Origin of the sequence: Buttiauxella cochleicola (assembly GCF_021282435.1) — a bacterium.
Classification (GTDB): Bacteria; Pseudomonadota; Gammaproteobacteria; order Enterobacterales; family Enterobacteriaceae; genus Buttiauxella; species Buttiauxella massiliensis.
This window is the reverse complement of sequence record NZ_JAJSOT010000006.1, coordinates 51,777-68,187: the sequence shown is the minus strand read 5'-3', so window position 1 is coordinate 68,187 and position 16,411 is coordinate 51,777. Positions and strand designations below refer to the sequence as shown.

Below are 16,411 nucleotides of genomic sequence, written 5' to 3'. Positions count from 1 at the left end.
CGCTTCGTAATTAATACTAACTACAAGGTCGACCAGATTGCGGCTTATTGCAAGATTGTTAAGGGTTTCAGACGTTGTAAGTTGCACTTTGTCACAAATCTATTGATTAGATGAATCCAATCGAGGCGTAGAGTTGGTCGAAGCAAAAATTCAGTGCTGGTGGGCATTCTGCCAGCAAGCACCTACCGTTAAGTGGCGGCGATCACATTTCTAGCTACTCCCCGCTACTCCTCCCTCCCTAATCCCCCTCAGGAGGAGGAATAAGCCCAGGCCACCCGGCACACTAACGGGTAATGAAATTAGAACATCACAGGACCCGAGCCCCTATGTCACAGACGACCTTCAATAAAGCACAATTTCAGGCTGCACTGACACGTCAGTGGCAGCGATATGGACTGCACTCAGCCTCAGAAATGACCCAGCAACAGTGGTGGCACGCCGTGAGTGGTGCGCTGGCAGAACTGTTGGTGTCGCAGCCTGTGGCTAAACCTGAGAAGAAGCAGCGCCACGTTAACTACATCTCAATGGAGTTTTTGATTGGTCGTCTGACGGGCAACAACTTGCTGAACCTTGGCTGGTATCAGGAAGTGGCGGATGAACTGAAAGCATTCGATATCAACCTGACTGATTTGCTGGAAGAAGAGACCGACCCGGCGCTAGGCAATGGTGGCCTGGGGCGTCTTGCTGCATGCTTCCTGGACTCTATGGCAACGGTTGGCCAGTCTGCGATTGGTTACGGCCTGAATTACCAGTACGGCCTGTTCCGCCAGTCGTTCAAAGACGGCCAGCAGATGGAAGCGCCCGACGACTGGAAGCGCGGCAGCTACCCGTGGTTCCAGCATAACTCGGCGCTCGACGTGCAGGTCGGCGTCGGCGGCAAAGTGTTGAAAGACGGTAAAACTATGCGCTGGGAGCCGGCGTTTATCTTCCACGGCGAAGCCTGGGATTTGCCGGTGCTTGGCTATCGTAACGGCGTGGCGCAACCGCTGCGTTTGTGGCAGGCAAAACATGCGCATCCTTTTGACCTCACCAAATTCAATGACGGCGATTTCCTGAAAGCAGAACAACAGGGTATCGACGCTGAAAAACTGACGAAAGTACTCTACCCGAACGACAACCACCTGAACGGCAAGAAGCTGCGCCTGATGCAGCAGTATTTCCAGTGTGCGTGTTCAGTGGGCGATATTTTACGTCGTCACCATCTTGCGGGCCGCAAGCTTTCTGAACTGGCGGAGTTTGAAGTCATTCAGCTTAACGACACGCACCCGACTATCGCCATTCCTGAACTGCTGCGCGTATTAATCGACGAGCACCAGATGAGCTGGGACGACGCTTGGGCCATCACCAGCAAAACCTTCGCGTACACCAACCACACGTTGATGCCGGAAGCGCTGGAGTGCTGGGACGAGAAACTGGTGAAGGCGCTGCTGCCGCGTCATATGCAGATTATCAATGAGATCAACGCACGCTTTAAGAAACTGGTGACTAAAACCTGGCCGGGTGATGAAGCAGTTTGGGCGAAACTGGCGGTGGTTTACGACAAACAAGTTCGCATGGCGAACATGTGCGTGGTCAGTGGCTTTGCGGTAAACGGTGTGGCGGCGCTGCACTCCGATCTGGTAGTGAAAGACCTGTTCCCGGAATATCACCAGTTGTGGCCGAACAAATTCCATAACGTCACCAACGGCATCACGCCACGCCGCTGGATTAAACAGTGCAACCCAGCGCTTGCTGCGCTGCTCGATAAGAAGCTCAAGAAAGAGTGGGCTAACGATCTGGATGTGCTCGAAGGGCTGGAAAAATACGCTGACGACGCGAAGTTCCGCAAAGAATACCGCGACATCAAATACCAGAACAAAGTGAAACTGGCGGCATTCGTCAAAGCGCGCACTGGCATCGTGATAAGCCCGGATGCGTTGTTCGACGTGCAAATCAAACGCCTGCACGAATATAAACGCCAGCACTTGAACCTGCTGCATATCCTGGCGCAGTACAAAGAGATTCGTGAAAACCCAGGTGCTTCCCGTGTACCGCGTGTGTATCTGTTCGGCGCGAAAGCAGCACCGGGTTACTACCTGGCTAAAAATATTATCTTTGCGATCAACAAAGTCGCGCACGCAATCAATAACGATCCGATCGTTGGCGATCAGTTGAAAGTGGTGTTCTTGCCGGACTACTGCGTTTCTGCGGCGGAAGTGATGATCCCGGCGGCGGATATTTCTGAACAAATCTCTACCGCAGGTAAAGAAGCTTCCGGTACCGGCAACATGAAACTGGCACTCAACGGTGCACTGACCGTCGGCACGCTGGATGGTGCGAACGTTGAAATCGCCGAGAAAGTGGGTGAGGAAAACATCTTTATCTTCGGTCATACCGTGGAACAAGTGAAAGCGTTGAAAGCCAAAGGCTACGACCCGGTGAAATGGCGCAAGAAAGACAAAGCGCTGGATGCGGTTCTGAAAGAGCTGGAGAAAGGTATTTACGCCGATGGCGATAAGCACGCCTTTGATCAGATGTTACACAGTATCGGCAAAGAAGGTGGCGATCCGTATTTAGTGATGGCCGATTTCACCGCCTATGCCGAAGCTCAGAAATTAGCTGATGCGTTGTATCTCGACCAGGAGGCATGGACTCGCGCTGCGATTCTGAACACGGCACGTTGCGGCATGTTCAGCTCCGATCGCTCTATCCGTGATTATCAGCAACGCATCTGGCAGGCAAAACGCTAAGGGAACGCATGGACAGCAAACGTCTTGATAACGCCGCTCTTGAGGCGGGAATTAGCCCAAACTACATTAACGCCCATGGCAAACCGCAGGCTATTCCTGCGGACACCAAGCAGCGTTTGCTGGAAGCCATGAGCCGTACCACCACCTTGAAAAAGGTGGCGGTTACGCCGGTCGCAAATGTGCTGGTGTTTACCTCCGGTACTCGCATGGCGACGGTGCTGGAAGGCAACGGTGATTACACCTGGCAACTGACTACCGAAGACGGTAAGCAGCACAAAGGTCATGTGCTGGCGGGCAAAAAACTCACTCTCCCTTCTGCTCTGGCGGAAGGCTATCACGACCTGACGGTCAGCCAGAACGAACACCACTGGCAGTGCCGCGTGATTGTTGCGCCAAAACGCTGTTATGAACCTGCGGCTCTGATGCAGGATGAAAAACTGTGGGGCGCATGCGTGCAGCTCTACACCTTACGTTCCGCGCATAACTGGGGAATTGGCGATTTCGGTGATTTACAGCGCATGCTGGTGGATGTGGCAAAACGCGGCGGGGCATTTATCGGCCTGAACCCAATCCACGCGTTGTATCCTGCAAATCCGGAAAGCGCCAGCCCGTACAGCCCGTCGTCTCGTCGTTGGTTGAACGTGATTTATATCGATGTGAACGCGGTTGATGATTTCTTGCTCAGTGATGAAGCGCAAGACTGGTGGAAAATGCCGGTCACGCAGCAAATGCTTAAAGAAGTTCGTGATGCACAGTGGGTAGATTATTCCACCGTTACCGTGCTGAAGATGGCTGCGCTGCGGATGGCGTGGAAGCAATTCTCGCGGCGCGGTGCGCGTGATGAGCAAGTTGTTACCTTCCAGAAGTTTGTGCAGGAAGGCGGCGACAGCCTGTATTACCAGGCGGCGTTCGATGCGCTGCATGCCTATCAGGTCAAAGAAGATGAAATGCGCTGGGGCTGGCCGGTGTGGCCGGAAGGTTTCCGCGACGCACACAATCCTGAAGTAAAAGAGTTCTGTACCGAACACAGTGACGAAGTGAATTTCTATCTGTGGCTGCAATACCTTGCCTACGTTCAGTTCGATGCATGCTGGCAAACCAGTCAGGGCTTTAAAATGCCAATCGGCCTGTATCGCGACTTAGCGGTAGGTGTTGCTGAAGGCGGTTCTGAAACCTGGTGTGACCGTGAGCTTTACTGCCTGAAAGCCTCGGTGGGTGCACCGCCGGATATTCTTGGCCCGCTAGGCCAGAACTGGGGTTTGCCGCCGATGGACCCGCATGTGATTACTGCGCGCGCCTATCAGCCGTTTATCGAGCTGCTACGCGCCAATATGACCAGCTGCGGTGCATTGCGTATTGACCATGTGATGTCGATGCTGCGTTTGTGGTGGATACCGTATGGCGAAACCGCAGACAAAGGCGCATACGTGCATTACCCGGTTGACGATCTCCTGTCGATCCTGGCTCTGGAAAGCAAACGCCATAATTGCATGGTGATCGGTGAAGATCTGGGTACTGTACCAGTTGAGATCGTCGGTAAACTGCGCGATAGCGGGGTTTACTCTTACAAAGTGCTCTATTTCGAGCATGACGACGAAAAGCAGTTCCGCTCGCCAAAAGCGTGGCCGAAGCAGTCGATGGCGGTTGCCACCACCCACGATTTACCGACGCTGCGTGGTTACTGGGAAAGCGGTGATTTGACGCTGGGGAAAACGCTTGGGCTTTATCCTGATGAAGAGATGCTGACGGAGCTGTATCAGGATCGTGAGCGTGCGAAACAAGGTTTGCTGGATAGCCTGCACGAATATGGTTGTTTGCCTAAACGAGCAGGGCACAAAGCCTCGCTGATGGCGATGACTTCAACGCTTAATCGCGCAATGCAGCGCTACATCGCCGACAGCAACAGTGCGTTGTTGGGCCTGCAACCGGAAGATTGGTTAGGTATGGCGGAGCCGGTGAATATTCCAGGCACCAGCTACCAGTACAAAAACTGGCGGCGCAAGTTGTCGACATCGCTCGAAGCAATGTTCGCAGACGAAACTGTGAATAAGTTGCTGAAGGATTTGGATAAGCGACGTAAGAAAAGGTGAAGGTGTAATACGCTCTCGCTCTAACTTTCTCCCGAGGCCAGTCTCTTATATACAACTCGCCCTGGCAATCTTGTCGGGGCGAGATCTGTAAGCCCCGCAGGTTTTCCGTTCACCCGTGCGTTCAGTTATCTCTTTAATTCCCGAAAATGGTGAACGTATTAAGGAGTTAACGCCAACTCCTTAATAATCCAGGCGCCCGGCAAATCAATCGCCGCTAAAGCGGTAAACACCGTTTTTCACCCAACATTCGGGGTCGTTCGCGATTCGTTCCAGACGATCGCTCTCTCACGTGGTTCCCGACCACGTGACCCCAACTGAAGGGTAAAAAACGGTGCGATTGAAGCCGGGAACAAGGTCAAAACCGATCTGGCTTTTGACTTTGACTTTCGGGTCCGGCTTAAATCGCCTCCATTTTGACTCCAGGTGGCAGGGGCCAGCCGTCGGGAACGGCTGGAGGGCGCGATCGTCGGGAACGAATCGCAACCGACCCTGACACGGAGGCAAAATGGAGGTTTACCGCTTGCGGCGATTTATTTGCCGGGAGTCCGGGTTCTTAGGGTGGCGACGGTGGCCACCCTAAGACGTTCACCTGTTCCGAGGCGACATAAATATACTTTCGCCTGGTGAACGGAACCTTCTCCGAATTGGCAGGAACTGCCCTTCAAAGTTGCGTATAAGAGACAGCCCAGAAGAGCGAACTTGCTTTGCTCCCTCTCCTGCGGGAGAGGGCCGGGGTGAGGGTGAAAATCAGTAGTAAGAGTGTTCGCCACGCTGGTGTTCGGTCAAATCACGAACGCCTTTCAGTTCAGGGAACTCGGCCAAAAGTTGTTTTTCGATGCCTTCTTTCAGGGTCACGTCGACCATTGAACAGCCGTTACAACCGCCGCCAAATTGCAGAATCGCAAAACCTTCGTCAGTGATTTCCATCAGCGTAACGCGACCGCCGTGGCCTGCCAGCTGTGGGTTTACCGTCGCTTGCAGCATATATTCAACGCGCTCCATCAAAGGCGCATCATCGGAAACTTTACGCATTTTGGCGTTTGGCGCTTTCAGCGTCAGCTGTGAACCAAGCTGGTCGGTGACGAAATCAATTTCAGCATCTTCAAGATAAGGTTTGCTCAATTCATCGACATATGCGGTCAACTGCTCGAATTTGAGGGCAGTATCTGATGCTTCTACCGCATCCGGCGGACAGTAAGAAACCCCGCACTCCGCATTTGGAGTACCAGGATTGATGACGAATACGCGAATTTGCGTCCCTTCTTCCTGACCTGCCAGCAGTTTGGCAAAGTGGGATTGTGCTGTATCGGAAATACGGATCATAACGATTGCTCAATAGTTGACTATTTTAGTCGGTTATAATACGCCCATCATCGAGGGTCTACAAGGTTCGACAAAGGCACCACACCTGGATAGTCGCCGCGCCCTGCTTTTTCAGCATTCGCGCAATTTCCGCCACCGTACTGCCCGTCGTGACGACATCATCCACAATAATTATATGGCGGCCTGCCACCGGAAAATCAACCCTGAAAGCTCCTTTAAGATTGTTGCGTCGCATTCGGGCGTTAAGCTGATGCTGTGTCTGCGTGGCTCGGGTTCGTTTGATGCCCTGTGGGAAATAGTCACATTGCAGCCAATGTGCAAGGCGTCTTGCCAGCAGGTCACTTTGATTAAAGCCACGGCGCCAGACGCGGCGTGAATGCAGCGGAACACTAACGATGCAATCCGCTTTCTGGTCTCTGGTCGCCAGCACTTTCAGCAGCAGTAAACGCGCTAAAGCCGGAGCCAGCGCCACGGTGGCGTTAAATTTAAAATGCTGAACGAGCTGCTTTAACGGCGAACAATAATCGGTGACAAACACCAGCGAATCCCACGCGGGCGGTTTTTGTAGGCAGCGACCACAGGCCACACGCGTATTGGCGCTGGGCAAACCACAACACGGGCAACAGGGCGGTGGGGAGGGTAATGCTTTGGCGCAGCATGAACAAACTCCCCAATGTGCGCACGCGAGTGGCATCCGGCATAGCCAACACAACCCTGGGATTGTTAGCATATTCGCTTCCTTGCGTAGAAAAATGAGAACAGTAACTGATGAGCAAGCTTTGGTGGCAGACAAAAGGTGAGGGAAAAGTCGATCTTGTGCTGCTGCACGGATGGGGACTGAACGCGGAAGTGTGGCATTACATTACCGAGGAACTCGGCTCGCATTTTCACCTTCATCTGGTCGATTTGCCGGGCTATGGCCGTAGCCAGGATTTCGGCGCGCTGACACTTGAAGAAATGGCTGAAGTTGTCCTGGCGCAAGCGCCGGAACGCGCAATCTGGATGGGCTGGAGTTTGGGCGGGCTGGTGGCGAGTCAGATTGCGCTGGGTAATCCCGAACGTGTGAAAGGGTTAATCACGGTTGCATCGTCCCCCTGTTTTGCTGCAAATGACGACTGGCCGGGAATCAAACCGGAAGTGCTGGCGAACTTCCAGCACCAACTAAGCGAAGATTTTCAGCGTACCGTGGAGCGTTTTCTGGCGTTGCAAACGTTGGGTACAGAAACTGCACGGCAGGATGCTCGCCGCCTGAAAGCGGTTGTGCTTGAGCAGCCTATGCCGACTGTAGAAGTGCTAAACGGCGGCCTGGAAATCCTGAAAACGGCAGATTTGCGCGATTCGTTGAGTCAGCTTACGGTGCCGTTCTTGCGCTTATATGGGCATCTTGATGGGCTGGTACCACGTCAAATCGCGGGCTTGCTGGATGAGCGTTGGCCGCAAAGCAAAGCGGTGATTTTCCCGAAAGCAGCACACGCGCCGTTTATTTCGCATCCGCAGGAATTTTGCCGGGTGGTGGTGGAGTTTCAGAAACAGATTTAATAGAAAACGGCGGGGATTGGCCCGCCGTTTTTAGTTTCATGCCTTAAGCGCCCACACTTCCCGAACACATTTCTTACCTTCCGGGCAGCTTTTACAGCTGCCGGTCAGGCAATCACTCGGGTCTTCGGTGATGCGCATCGCTTTGCCCATTGCTTCAAGACGACCTAGCATGGCGTTCACCAATGGCAAAGGTGTGGCGAGCTGTTGGCTAATTTGCGTCGCATCCAGGCGGCCTTGCAGCGCCAGCGCATCACGAATCTCAATTAAACTCGCCATACCTTCTCCCTAGTGGCAGTCGCTAGCACTGCTTTTACAGCAGGGCGCGGTGACTGTTTTACGAGTCGACATGATACTGACATCCACACGGCTACGCGCCCGGCGCAGGCCGCCAATCAACAGCACGTTGAACAACACTACCGCAAGAATACAGACCAGGCTGAATTGCGGATGGGCGCTGAACGTCACTGTCTGGTAGTAAAGCGTGGAAAGTGAGTAAGCGATATTCAGCCCCCACAGTACCGAGAACATCATCCAGCCACGGCTTGATTCACGGGCCACTGCGCCCATCACCGAAATACATGGGATGTAGAGCAGAACGAAAATCAGGTAGCTATAGGCCGCAGCCGGGCTGCCAAATTTGCTGCTCATCACGCCCATTGCGCCGCTTGCCATTTCACCGTCGCCTTTGCTGGCTTCGATTGGGTTGAGCAGCACGCTCAGGCTAAAGGTGTCTTTCAGGCTTTGCCAGGTTTCACCGGCAGCCCCGCCTAGCTCGTCGAGCAAGTTGAAGCTTGCAGCATCAAACGGTTCTTCATGCATGTCTTCGGCGGTGTAAAGCGTGTTCAATGTACCGACAACCACTTCTTTCGCCATTGCGCCAGTAAACAGGCCAACGGTCGCCTGCCAGTTATCTTCGTGGACACCAATCGGTTTGAGTAACGGGGTCAGCACGCGGCTAACCGATGCCAGCGCCGAATCGTTGATGTTGTCCACTTCTTTACCGCTAAATGAGAAGCTATTCAGCGCACCAATGAAAATACTAACGATGACGATAACTTTACCGGCACGCAGCACGAAACCTTTCAGGCGTTGCCAGGTTTGCAGCAGCAGGCTTTTCAGGTGCGGAACGTGATACACCGGCAGTTCCATCACAAACGGTGTTGCTTCACCGCGCATGATGGTGTGCTTGAGCATCAGGCCGGTCAGAATCGCCATCACGATGCCCAGAATATAGAGCGAGAAGACAACCAGCGCGCCTTGCTGCCCGAAGAACGCGGCGGCAAATACTGCAAAGATGGCAAGACGTGCACCGCATGACATAAACGGCGCCATCATGATGGTCATCAGGCGTTCACGCGGGGCATCGAGCGTACGCGCACCCATCACCGAAGGCACGTTACAGCCAAAGCCGACGATCAACGGGACAAATGATTTACCCGGCAAGCCGAGGGATTGCATCAGGCGGTCCATAACGAATGCCGCACGCGCCATGTAACCGGAGTCTTCAAGGAATGAGAGGAACAGGTACATCATGCCGATTTGCGGCACCAGTGGCAGCACGGTGTTGATACCACCACCGATACCTTGCGCTAAGAAAATCGTCAGCCAGCTTGGGAAGTGAAGTGTGGCACCAATCCACTGAATACCGTGGATAAAGATGGCCGCCGAACCGCCGTCAAAAATGGGCTGCAATGCGCCACCGATGTTAATCGCCAGTAGGAACATCAGGTACATCACCAGCAGGAACACAGGCAAACCGAGGAAACGGTTAAGGATGATTTTATCCATCATTGCTGTTAAACGATGCGGTTCGGCGGTCAGACTGTTGCTAATGGAATCACAAATGGCGGCGATGGTTTGATAACGTGCATCGGCAATCAGCAGTGCTGGATCTTCGTTCTCTTCAGCGAGCTGTGCACGCACCGCGTCCAGTTTGTCAGCGGCATGACCGGCATATTCACGGCTGTAGATATCGCCCTCCAGCATTTGCAGCGCTAACCAACGGCGCTGCTGTGCGGGCATATCGGAAGGCATTTCAGTGGCCAGTTTGTCGGCTTCTTCAATTAATTTTGGCGGATAAAGCACTAAATCGCTATGGGTGTTTGGCTGGCGGCGGTCGATTGCCAATTTCAGGCCTTCCATGCCACGGCCACGAGTGGAAACCAGCGGTACAACCGGACAACCCAGTCGGGCGGCCAGCGCGTCGATATCAATGCGAATATCTTGCTTCTCGGCGATGTCGAGCATGTTAAGCGCGACGACACACGGAATGCCGAGTTCGAGCAATTGCAGCGTCAGATACAAATTGCGCTCAAGGTTGGATGCATCGACGACATTTATCAGTAAGTCTGCATCACCACTCAGGATGTAGTGGCAGGCAATTTGTTCATCCAGAGAAGTTTGCGATGAAATGGTGGTCAGCGAGTAGGTACCCGGCAGATCAACAAGTGTGACCTGATGCGCAAGCGTTGAAAACTGACCTTCTTTACGTTCTACGGTAACGCCCGCCCAGTTACCCACTCGCTGGCGTGAACCGGTGAGCTGGTTGAATAACGTGGTTTTCCCGGAGTTAGGGTTACCGATTAAGCCGATAGTTAATTTTTTCATTTTTTTCGTGAACTTAAAGAAAATAGCAACGAGCGCGAGCGCTCACCCCGCCAATCAGGCAATGGCTTCAACGTGCAGTAATTCGAGATCTTTTTTACGTAGTACCAAACTGACGCGATGTGTTTCGATATGAATCGGATCGCCTAACGGCGCAACACGTACAACGTTGAATGAAGAACCAGGCAACATACCGAGTGATAATAATTTTTGGCGGTATGACGGACTAATTTCGCTGGAAAAGCCGGTAATCTTCCACGCACTACTTGGTAAGAAACGCATAGGACCTACTTAGAGTTGGGCTCGGGTATTTAAAAATATCGTTGGGCATTGAGGAGAAATAACGAACAAATCAATGATAATGAGAATGGTTTCTCTCTTCAATAATTATTTTTGTGGCGAATGACTCGTTTGAATTTATTTTTTCAGGGAGATTTTATTTATTAGAAATGTTGGGTGTATATGCTGTTTTTATATAAAATTGATTAATAACAGTATGTTATGTTTATTTTAAAATGCTAATTTTATTATTTTATCTCTGGTAATGTTGTCATGATATTTCATGTGTTACATGTTTGATAAATATTAGTGATGTTTTTATATTTTTGCGAAAATTGATCTATCGCAAACTCACTCTATTTTCTGAAGAATTATCGCGCATGCTAAAGAAATGTTATTCATTAGCTGCCGGGCATGAAAGAGGCAAATTGTGCTGAATTTAACGCTGGGGAATAGATGCAGGTTTATTCCGCCCCCTCCTGATGAAAGGAGAGGGGGAAATCAGCATTAAGAGTTAACGTTTCTTACCCAATGCTGCTGCCAGTGCATCACTCATCGCGCTGTTGCCTGCGCTACTGCTGTTGGCGTTGTCACGCCCACGAGGTTTCTGCTGTTGTACCGGGCGGCGCTCGTTTTGCTCACGCGGTGCGCTGCTACGACGCGTGGTTTCACCAGGTTGCTCGTCCAGACGCATGGTCAGGGCAATACGTTTACGCGCCAGATCCACTTCCATGACTTTCACCTTGACGATATCACCGGCTTTCACCACTTTGTGCGGGTCGTCGATGAACTTGTCGGAAAGTGAGGAGATGTGGACCAAACCATCCTGATGTACGCCGATATCGACAAACGCGCCGAAGTTGGTGACGTTCGTGACAGCCCCTTCCAACACCATGCCAGGCTGAAGGTCATTCATGGTTTCAACACCATCGGCAAACTTCGCGGTCTTAAACTCAGGGCGCGGGTCGCGGCCTGGTTTTTCCAGCTCTTTGATGATGTCGGTAACCGTTGGCACACCAAAACGCTCATCGGTGAAATCACGTGGGCTCAGGCCGCGCAACGCTTCACCGTTGCCCATCAAATCCTGTAGTGCCTGTTCGGTCGCAGCCAGGATACGCTCAACAATCGGGTACGCTTCCGGGTGAACGGTGGAGGCATCCAGCGGGTTATCACCGTGGTTAATACGCAAGAAGCCTGCACACTGCTCGAAGGCTTTTGGCCCCAGACGGCTCACTTTCAGCAACTGCTGGCGGTTCTGGAAACGGCCATTTTCATCACGCCAGTTAACGATGTTCTGCGCCATCATGCGCGTTAAACCTGCCACGCGAGTCAGTAACGGCACAGAGGCGGTATTCAAATCCACGCCAACGGCGTTTACGCAGTCTTCGACTACCGCATCCAGTTTCTTCGCCAGTTGAGACTGGCTGACATCGTGTTGATACTGGCCGACACCGATAGATTTCGGGTCGATTTTCACCAGCTCAGCCAGTGGGTCTTGCAGGCGGCGAGCAATGGAAACTGCGCCACGAATAGATACGTCTAAATCAGGGAATTCCAGCGCTGCAAGCTCGGATGCGGAATACACCGATGCGCCCGCTTCGCTGACAATCACTTTTTGTGCGGTGACTTTCGGGAATTGCTCCTGCACATCGAGGAAGAAGCGCTCGGTTTCACGCGATGCTGTGCCGTTGCCAATAGCAACCAGCTCGACGTTATGTTTTTCGCACAGTGCAGCAACTGCAACAGCAGCTTTCGCGGCCTGCCCGGTGTGTGGGTAAATGGTGTCGGTGGCAACAAGTTTGCCAGTTGCATCAACTACTGCCACTTTCACGCCGGTACGCAAACCTGGGTCGAGACCCATAGTCGCACGCAGTCCAGCAGGGGCTGCCATCAATAAATCATGCAGGTTACGGGCAAAAACGTTGATCGCTTCGTCTTCGGCGCGTTCACGTACTGTACCCATCAGCTCCGTCTCAAGGTGCATCAGCACTTTAATGCGCCAGGTCCAGCTCACCACTGCGCGGCGCCAGGTGTCTGCCGGAGCATTGTTCAGGCGCAAACCGAGATGGTCGATAATGATTTGTTCACAATAGCTTTCACGCGGTGGTTCATCGTGTTGCGGATCGGCATTCAGCGCGAGCTGTAAAATGCCTTCGTTACGGCCACGGAACATGGCGAGGGCGCGGTGAGAAGGAGCGGTGGCAATCGGTTCGTGATGGTCGAAATAGTCGCGGAATTTCGCGCCTTCTTCCTCTTTGCCTGCAACCACGTTTGCGACCAGGTGCGCGTTCTTCCACAAGTAGTTACGCACTTTTGCAAGCAACGCCGCATCTTCGGCAAAACGCTCCATCAGAATGTAGCGTGCGCCATCGAGTGCGGCTTTGGTATCGGCAACACCTTTATCGGCGTCAACATAACTTGCAGCGGCTTCTTCCGGCGTGTGGGAAGGGTCATTCCACAGCAACTCAGCCAGCGGCTCCAGACCTGCTTCGATAGCAATCTGGCCACGTGTGCGACGCTTTTGTTTATACGGCAAATAGAGGTCTTCGAGCTCGGTTTTGCTCAGCGTGCCGTTGATGGCCGCGGCGAGTTCGTCGGTCAGTTTGCCTTGTTCGGTAATGGACTTGAGGATCGTCTGGCGACGGTCTTCTAATTCGCGCAGATAGCCCAGACGAGTTTCCAGTTGACGCAGTTGCGTGTCGTCCAGACCGCCGGTGACTTCCTTACGATAACGTGCAATAAACGGCACGGTATTCCCTTCATCCAGCAGGCGAACGGCGGCGTCAACCTGTTCATTTCTGGCCTTAAGCTCGCTGGCAATAATGCGGCAGAGTGAATCATTCATCATGGTTTTTTCATCTGTGTAGACTGACATATCAGGGGTGTAGTTATACGGATTGGAGGGCAAAAATGCCAGCTACAGCGCCCGAGAGGTGATGAATCGGACGGTTCTGTTGCTGGCCTGCGGGCTATTTCACATACTCGATTTCGTTAACGTACCATTGCGCTTCACCGGCAGGTGTTTGCACGATGGCCAAGTCGCCGACTTCTTTTTTCAGCAACGCACGCGCCATCGGCGAATCGATAGAGATGTAGTCTCTGCGCCCAAAAATTTCGTCGTAGCCCACAATGCGAAAACGCATCTGGTTTCCTGCATCGTTTTCAATCTCAACCCACGCGCCGAAGAACACTTTGCCTTCCTGTTGCGGCGAATAGTCGACAATCTTCAACTGTTCGAGGCATTTCGTGAGATAACGCACTCTACGATCTATTTCTCGCAGACGTTTTTTGTTGTACTGGTAGTCGGCATTTTCACTGCGATCGCCAAGGCTTGCCGCCCAGGTGACCTTTTTTGTCACCTCTGGACGCTCTTCACGCCACAAGTAGTCCTTTTCTTGTTTGAGCTTTTCATAGCCTTCGCGGGTAATTAATGGCGTTTTCATCAGCAAGCCTTGCATGGGTGAAACAATTAAAGGTGATTTAAACCGAAATATCAGGGTGATGGCAATCCCGGAGATTTGCGAAGTAAGTCATTATTCTGTGTTAAAAAGTGCCTATAACCATCTGTTTAATATGCTTTGTAACAATTTCGACTAGAATATATACCAGATTTGACTGGTCGTAACGCTCCAGTTTTTTAAGAATACGCACTCACTGTTCGTGCCTTTGGGAGTATAAGAATGCAAGAGAATTATAAGATTCTGGTCGTGGATGACGACATGCGCCTGCGCGCGCTGTTAGAACGTTATCTCACCGAACAAGGCTTCCAGGTCCGTAGCGTTGCTAACGCAGAACAGATGGATCGCCTGCTAACCCGTGAGTCCTTCCACCTGATGGTGCTTGATCTGATGCTACCAGGTGAAGATGGCTTGTCTATTTGTCGCCGTCTGCGCAGTCAAAGCAATCCAATGCCAATCATTATGGTCACCGCCAAAGGCGAAGAAGTTGACCGTATTGTTGGTCTGGAAATTGGTGCCGATGACTACATTCCAAAACCATTTAACCCGCGTGAACTGCTTGCGCGTATCCGTGCTGTTCTGCGCCGCCAGGCCAATGAACTGCCGGGCGCTCCTTCTCAGGAAGAGGCGGTTATTGCGTTTGGTAAGTTTAAGCTGAACCTCGGCACCCGTGAGATGTTCCGTGAAGATGAGCCTATGCCATTAACCAGCGGCGAGTTCGCGGTGCTGAAAGCACTGGTGAGCCACCCTCGTGAGCCATTATCACGCGATAAGCTGATGAACCTGGCCCGTGGCCGTGAATACAGTGCGATGGAACGTTCTATTGACGTGCAGATCTCCCGCCTGCGCCGCATGGTTGAAGAAGACCCTGCGCATCCACGCTATATCCAGACCGTATGGGGCCTGGGCTACGTATTCGTGCCGGACGGTTCCAAGGCATGAGGCGAGTCCGCTTCTCCCCCAGAAGCTCGTTTGCACGCACGCTGTTACTGATCGTCACCTTGCTGTTCGTCAGCCTGGTGACGACATATCTTGTGGTGTTGAACTTCGCCATTCTGCCGAGTTTGCAACAGTTTAATAAGGTACTGGCTTACGAAGTCCGTATGCTGATGACCGATAAGCTGCAACTGGAAGATGGCACGCAACTGGTGGTTCCGCCTGCATTTCGGCGTGAAATCTACCGTGAATTGGGTATCTCTCTTTATTCCAATGAAGCGGCGGAAGACGCGGGTTTACGTTGGGCTCAGCATTACGAATTCCTCAGCCATCAAATGGCGCAGCAGTTGGGTGGCCCAACCGAAGTTCGTGTTGAGGTTAACAAAAGCTCGCCAGTTGTCTGGTTGAAGACTTGGCTGTCACCGAATATCTGGGTTCGCGTTCCTCTGACTGAAATTCATCAGGGCGACTTCTCACCACTGTTCCGCTATACGCTTGCAATAATGCTGCTGGCGATAGGTGGCGCATGGCTGTTTATTCGTATTCAGAACCGACCCTTGGTTGACCTTGAACATGCTGCTTTGCAAGTAGGTAAGGGGATCATTCCACCACCGCTTCGTGAATATGGTGCTTCTGAGGTGCGCTCGGTAACGCGAGCCTTCAACCATATGGCTGCTGGTGTGAAGCAACTCGCCGATGACCGCACGCTGCTAATGGCGGGTGTTAGTCACGATCTGCGTACCCCCCTCACTCGTATTCGTCTGGCAACAGAAATGATGAGTGAAGAAGATGGCTATCTGTCTGAATCGATTAACAAAGATATCGAAGAGTGTAATGCGATAATCGAGCAGTTCATCGATTACCTGCGTACAGGGCAAGAGATGCCGCTGGAAACTGCCGATCTCAATACCGTGTTGGGCGAAGTGGTGGCTGCGGAAAGTGGATACGAGCGAGAAATCGACACCGATCTGCAAGCCGGCGAATTGCTGGTCAACATCCACCCGTTATCCATTAAACGTGCCGTGGCCAATATGGTGGTGAATGCTGCGCGTTACGGAAATGGCTGGATTAAAGTCAGCAGTGGCGGCGAGTTAAACCGCGCCTGGTTCCAGGTGGAAGATGACGGCCCAGGGATTAAACCTGACCAGCTCAAACACCTGTTCCAGCCTTTTGTGCGTGGCGATAGCGCGCGGAGCACCAGCGGCACCGGTTTAGGGCTGGCGATTGTGCAGCGTATTATCGACAACCATAACGGCCTGTTGGATATCGGCGTTAGCGAGCGGGGCGGTTTGCGGATACGGGCTTATTTACCGTTACCGATGAACAAAACGGTCAGCCAGCTAAAAGAAAGCTGAGTGATAAATAAAAAAGCGAACCTTTAAGGTTCGCTTTTTTGTAGGTCGGGTTAGCGTAGATGGTGGATGCCACTTGCGCTAATCCACCTTACATTCGC

The 16,411-nt window shown here is 52.4% G+C and carries 12 protein-coding genes; 5 read left to right on the top strand and 7 right to left on the bottom strand.

Going from position 1 to position 16,411, the window contains the following annotated elements; genetic code table 11:
• Positions 1-326 precede the first annotated feature (326 nt).
• Both malP and malQ read left to right on the top strand, forming a co-directional pair.
• Complete coding sequence (gene malP / locus LVQ77_RS14890; RefSeq protein WP_232904795.1) at positions 327-2,729, top strand: maltodextrin phosphorylase; 2,403 nt, start codon at positions 327-329, stop codon at positions 2,727-2,729.
• A gap of 8 nt (positions 2,730-2,737) precedes the next feature.
• Entirely contained in the window at positions 2,738-4,819 is a 2,082-nt protein-coding gene (gene malQ / locus LVQ77_RS14885; protein WP_232863806.1) for a 4-alpha-glucanotransferase, read from the top strand.
• A gap of 747 nt (positions 4,820-5,566) precedes the next feature.
• On the opposite strand, the gene nfuA is transcribed toward malQ, so the two are convergent.
• Entirely contained in the window at positions 5,567-6,142 is a 576-nt protein-coding gene (nfuA, locus tag LVQ77_RS14880) for a Fe-S biogenesis protein NfuA (protein WP_064542768.1), read from the bottom strand.
• A gap of 58 nt (positions 6,143-6,200) precedes the next feature.
• On the bottom strand, positions 6,201-6,872 hold the full coding sequence (gntX, locus tag LVQ77_RS14875) for a DNA utilization protein GntX (RefSeq protein ID WP_232904793.1): 672 nt from the start codon (positions 6,870-6,872) through the stop codon (positions 6,201-6,203).
• A gap of 38 nt (positions 6,873-6,910) precedes the next feature.
• Between gntX and bioH the strand changes: the two genes are divergently transcribed.
• A complete protein-coding gene (bioH, locus tag LVQ77_RS14870) occupies positions 6,911-7,681 on the top strand; it encodes a pimeloyl-ACP methyl ester esterase BioH (RefSeq protein WP_232904792.1) in 771 nt (256 codons plus the stop codon).
• A 36-nt stretch (positions 7,682-7,717) separates the two neighbouring features.
• On the opposite strand, the gene feoC is transcribed toward bioH, so the two are convergent.
• The 5 genes from feoC to greB form a co-directional block, all read right to left on the bottom strand.
• Complete coding sequence (gene feoC / locus LVQ77_RS14865; protein ID WP_232904791.1) at positions 7,718-7,957, bottom strand: [Fe-S]-dependent transcriptional repressor FeoC; 240 nt, start codon at positions 7,955-7,957, stop codon at positions 7,718-7,720.
• A 9-nt stretch (positions 7,958-7,966) separates the two neighbouring features.
• Complete coding sequence (gene feoB / locus LVQ77_RS14860) at positions 7,967-10,288, bottom strand: Fe(2+) transporter permease subunit FeoB (protein WP_232904790.1); 2,322 nt, start codon at positions 10,286-10,288, stop codon at positions 7,967-7,969.
• Between the two features lie 54 nt (positions 10,289-10,342).
• Entirely contained in the window at positions 10,343-10,567 is a 225-nt protein-coding gene (feoA, locus tag LVQ77_RS14855) for a ferrous iron transporter A (protein WP_232904789.1), read from the bottom strand.
• 511 nt (positions 10,568-11,078) lie between these two features.
• Entirely contained in the window at positions 11,079-13,412 is a 2,334-nt protein-coding gene (locus LVQ77_RS14850; protein WP_232904788.1) for a Tex family protein, read from the bottom strand.
• 121 nt (positions 13,413-13,533) lie between these two features.
• On the bottom strand, positions 13,534-14,007 hold the full coding sequence (gene greB, locus LVQ77_RS14845) for a transcription elongation factor GreB (protein ID WP_064514344.1): 474 nt from the start codon (positions 14,005-14,007) through the stop codon (positions 13,534-13,536).
• A 237-nt stretch (positions 14,008-14,244) separates the two neighbouring features.
• Here greB and ompR point away from each other — a divergent pair, with 237 nt between their 5' ends.
• Together ompR and envZ are read left to right on the top strand one after the other, a co-directional pair.
• Positions 14,245-14,964, top strand: coding sequence for an osmolarity response regulator transcription factor OmpR (ompR, locus tag LVQ77_RS14840; RefSeq protein ID WP_001157751.1), 720 nt, complete (start codon positions 14,245-14,247; stop codon positions 14,962-14,964).
• Complete coding sequence (gene envZ, locus LVQ77_RS14835; protein WP_151993674.1) at positions 14,961-16,313, top strand: two-component system sensor histidine kinase EnvZ; 1,353 nt, start codon at positions 14,961-14,963, stop codon at positions 16,311-16,313. Before ompR ends, envZ begins: the two co-directional genes overlap by 4 nt.
• Positions 16,314-16,411 lie beyond the last annotated feature (98 nt).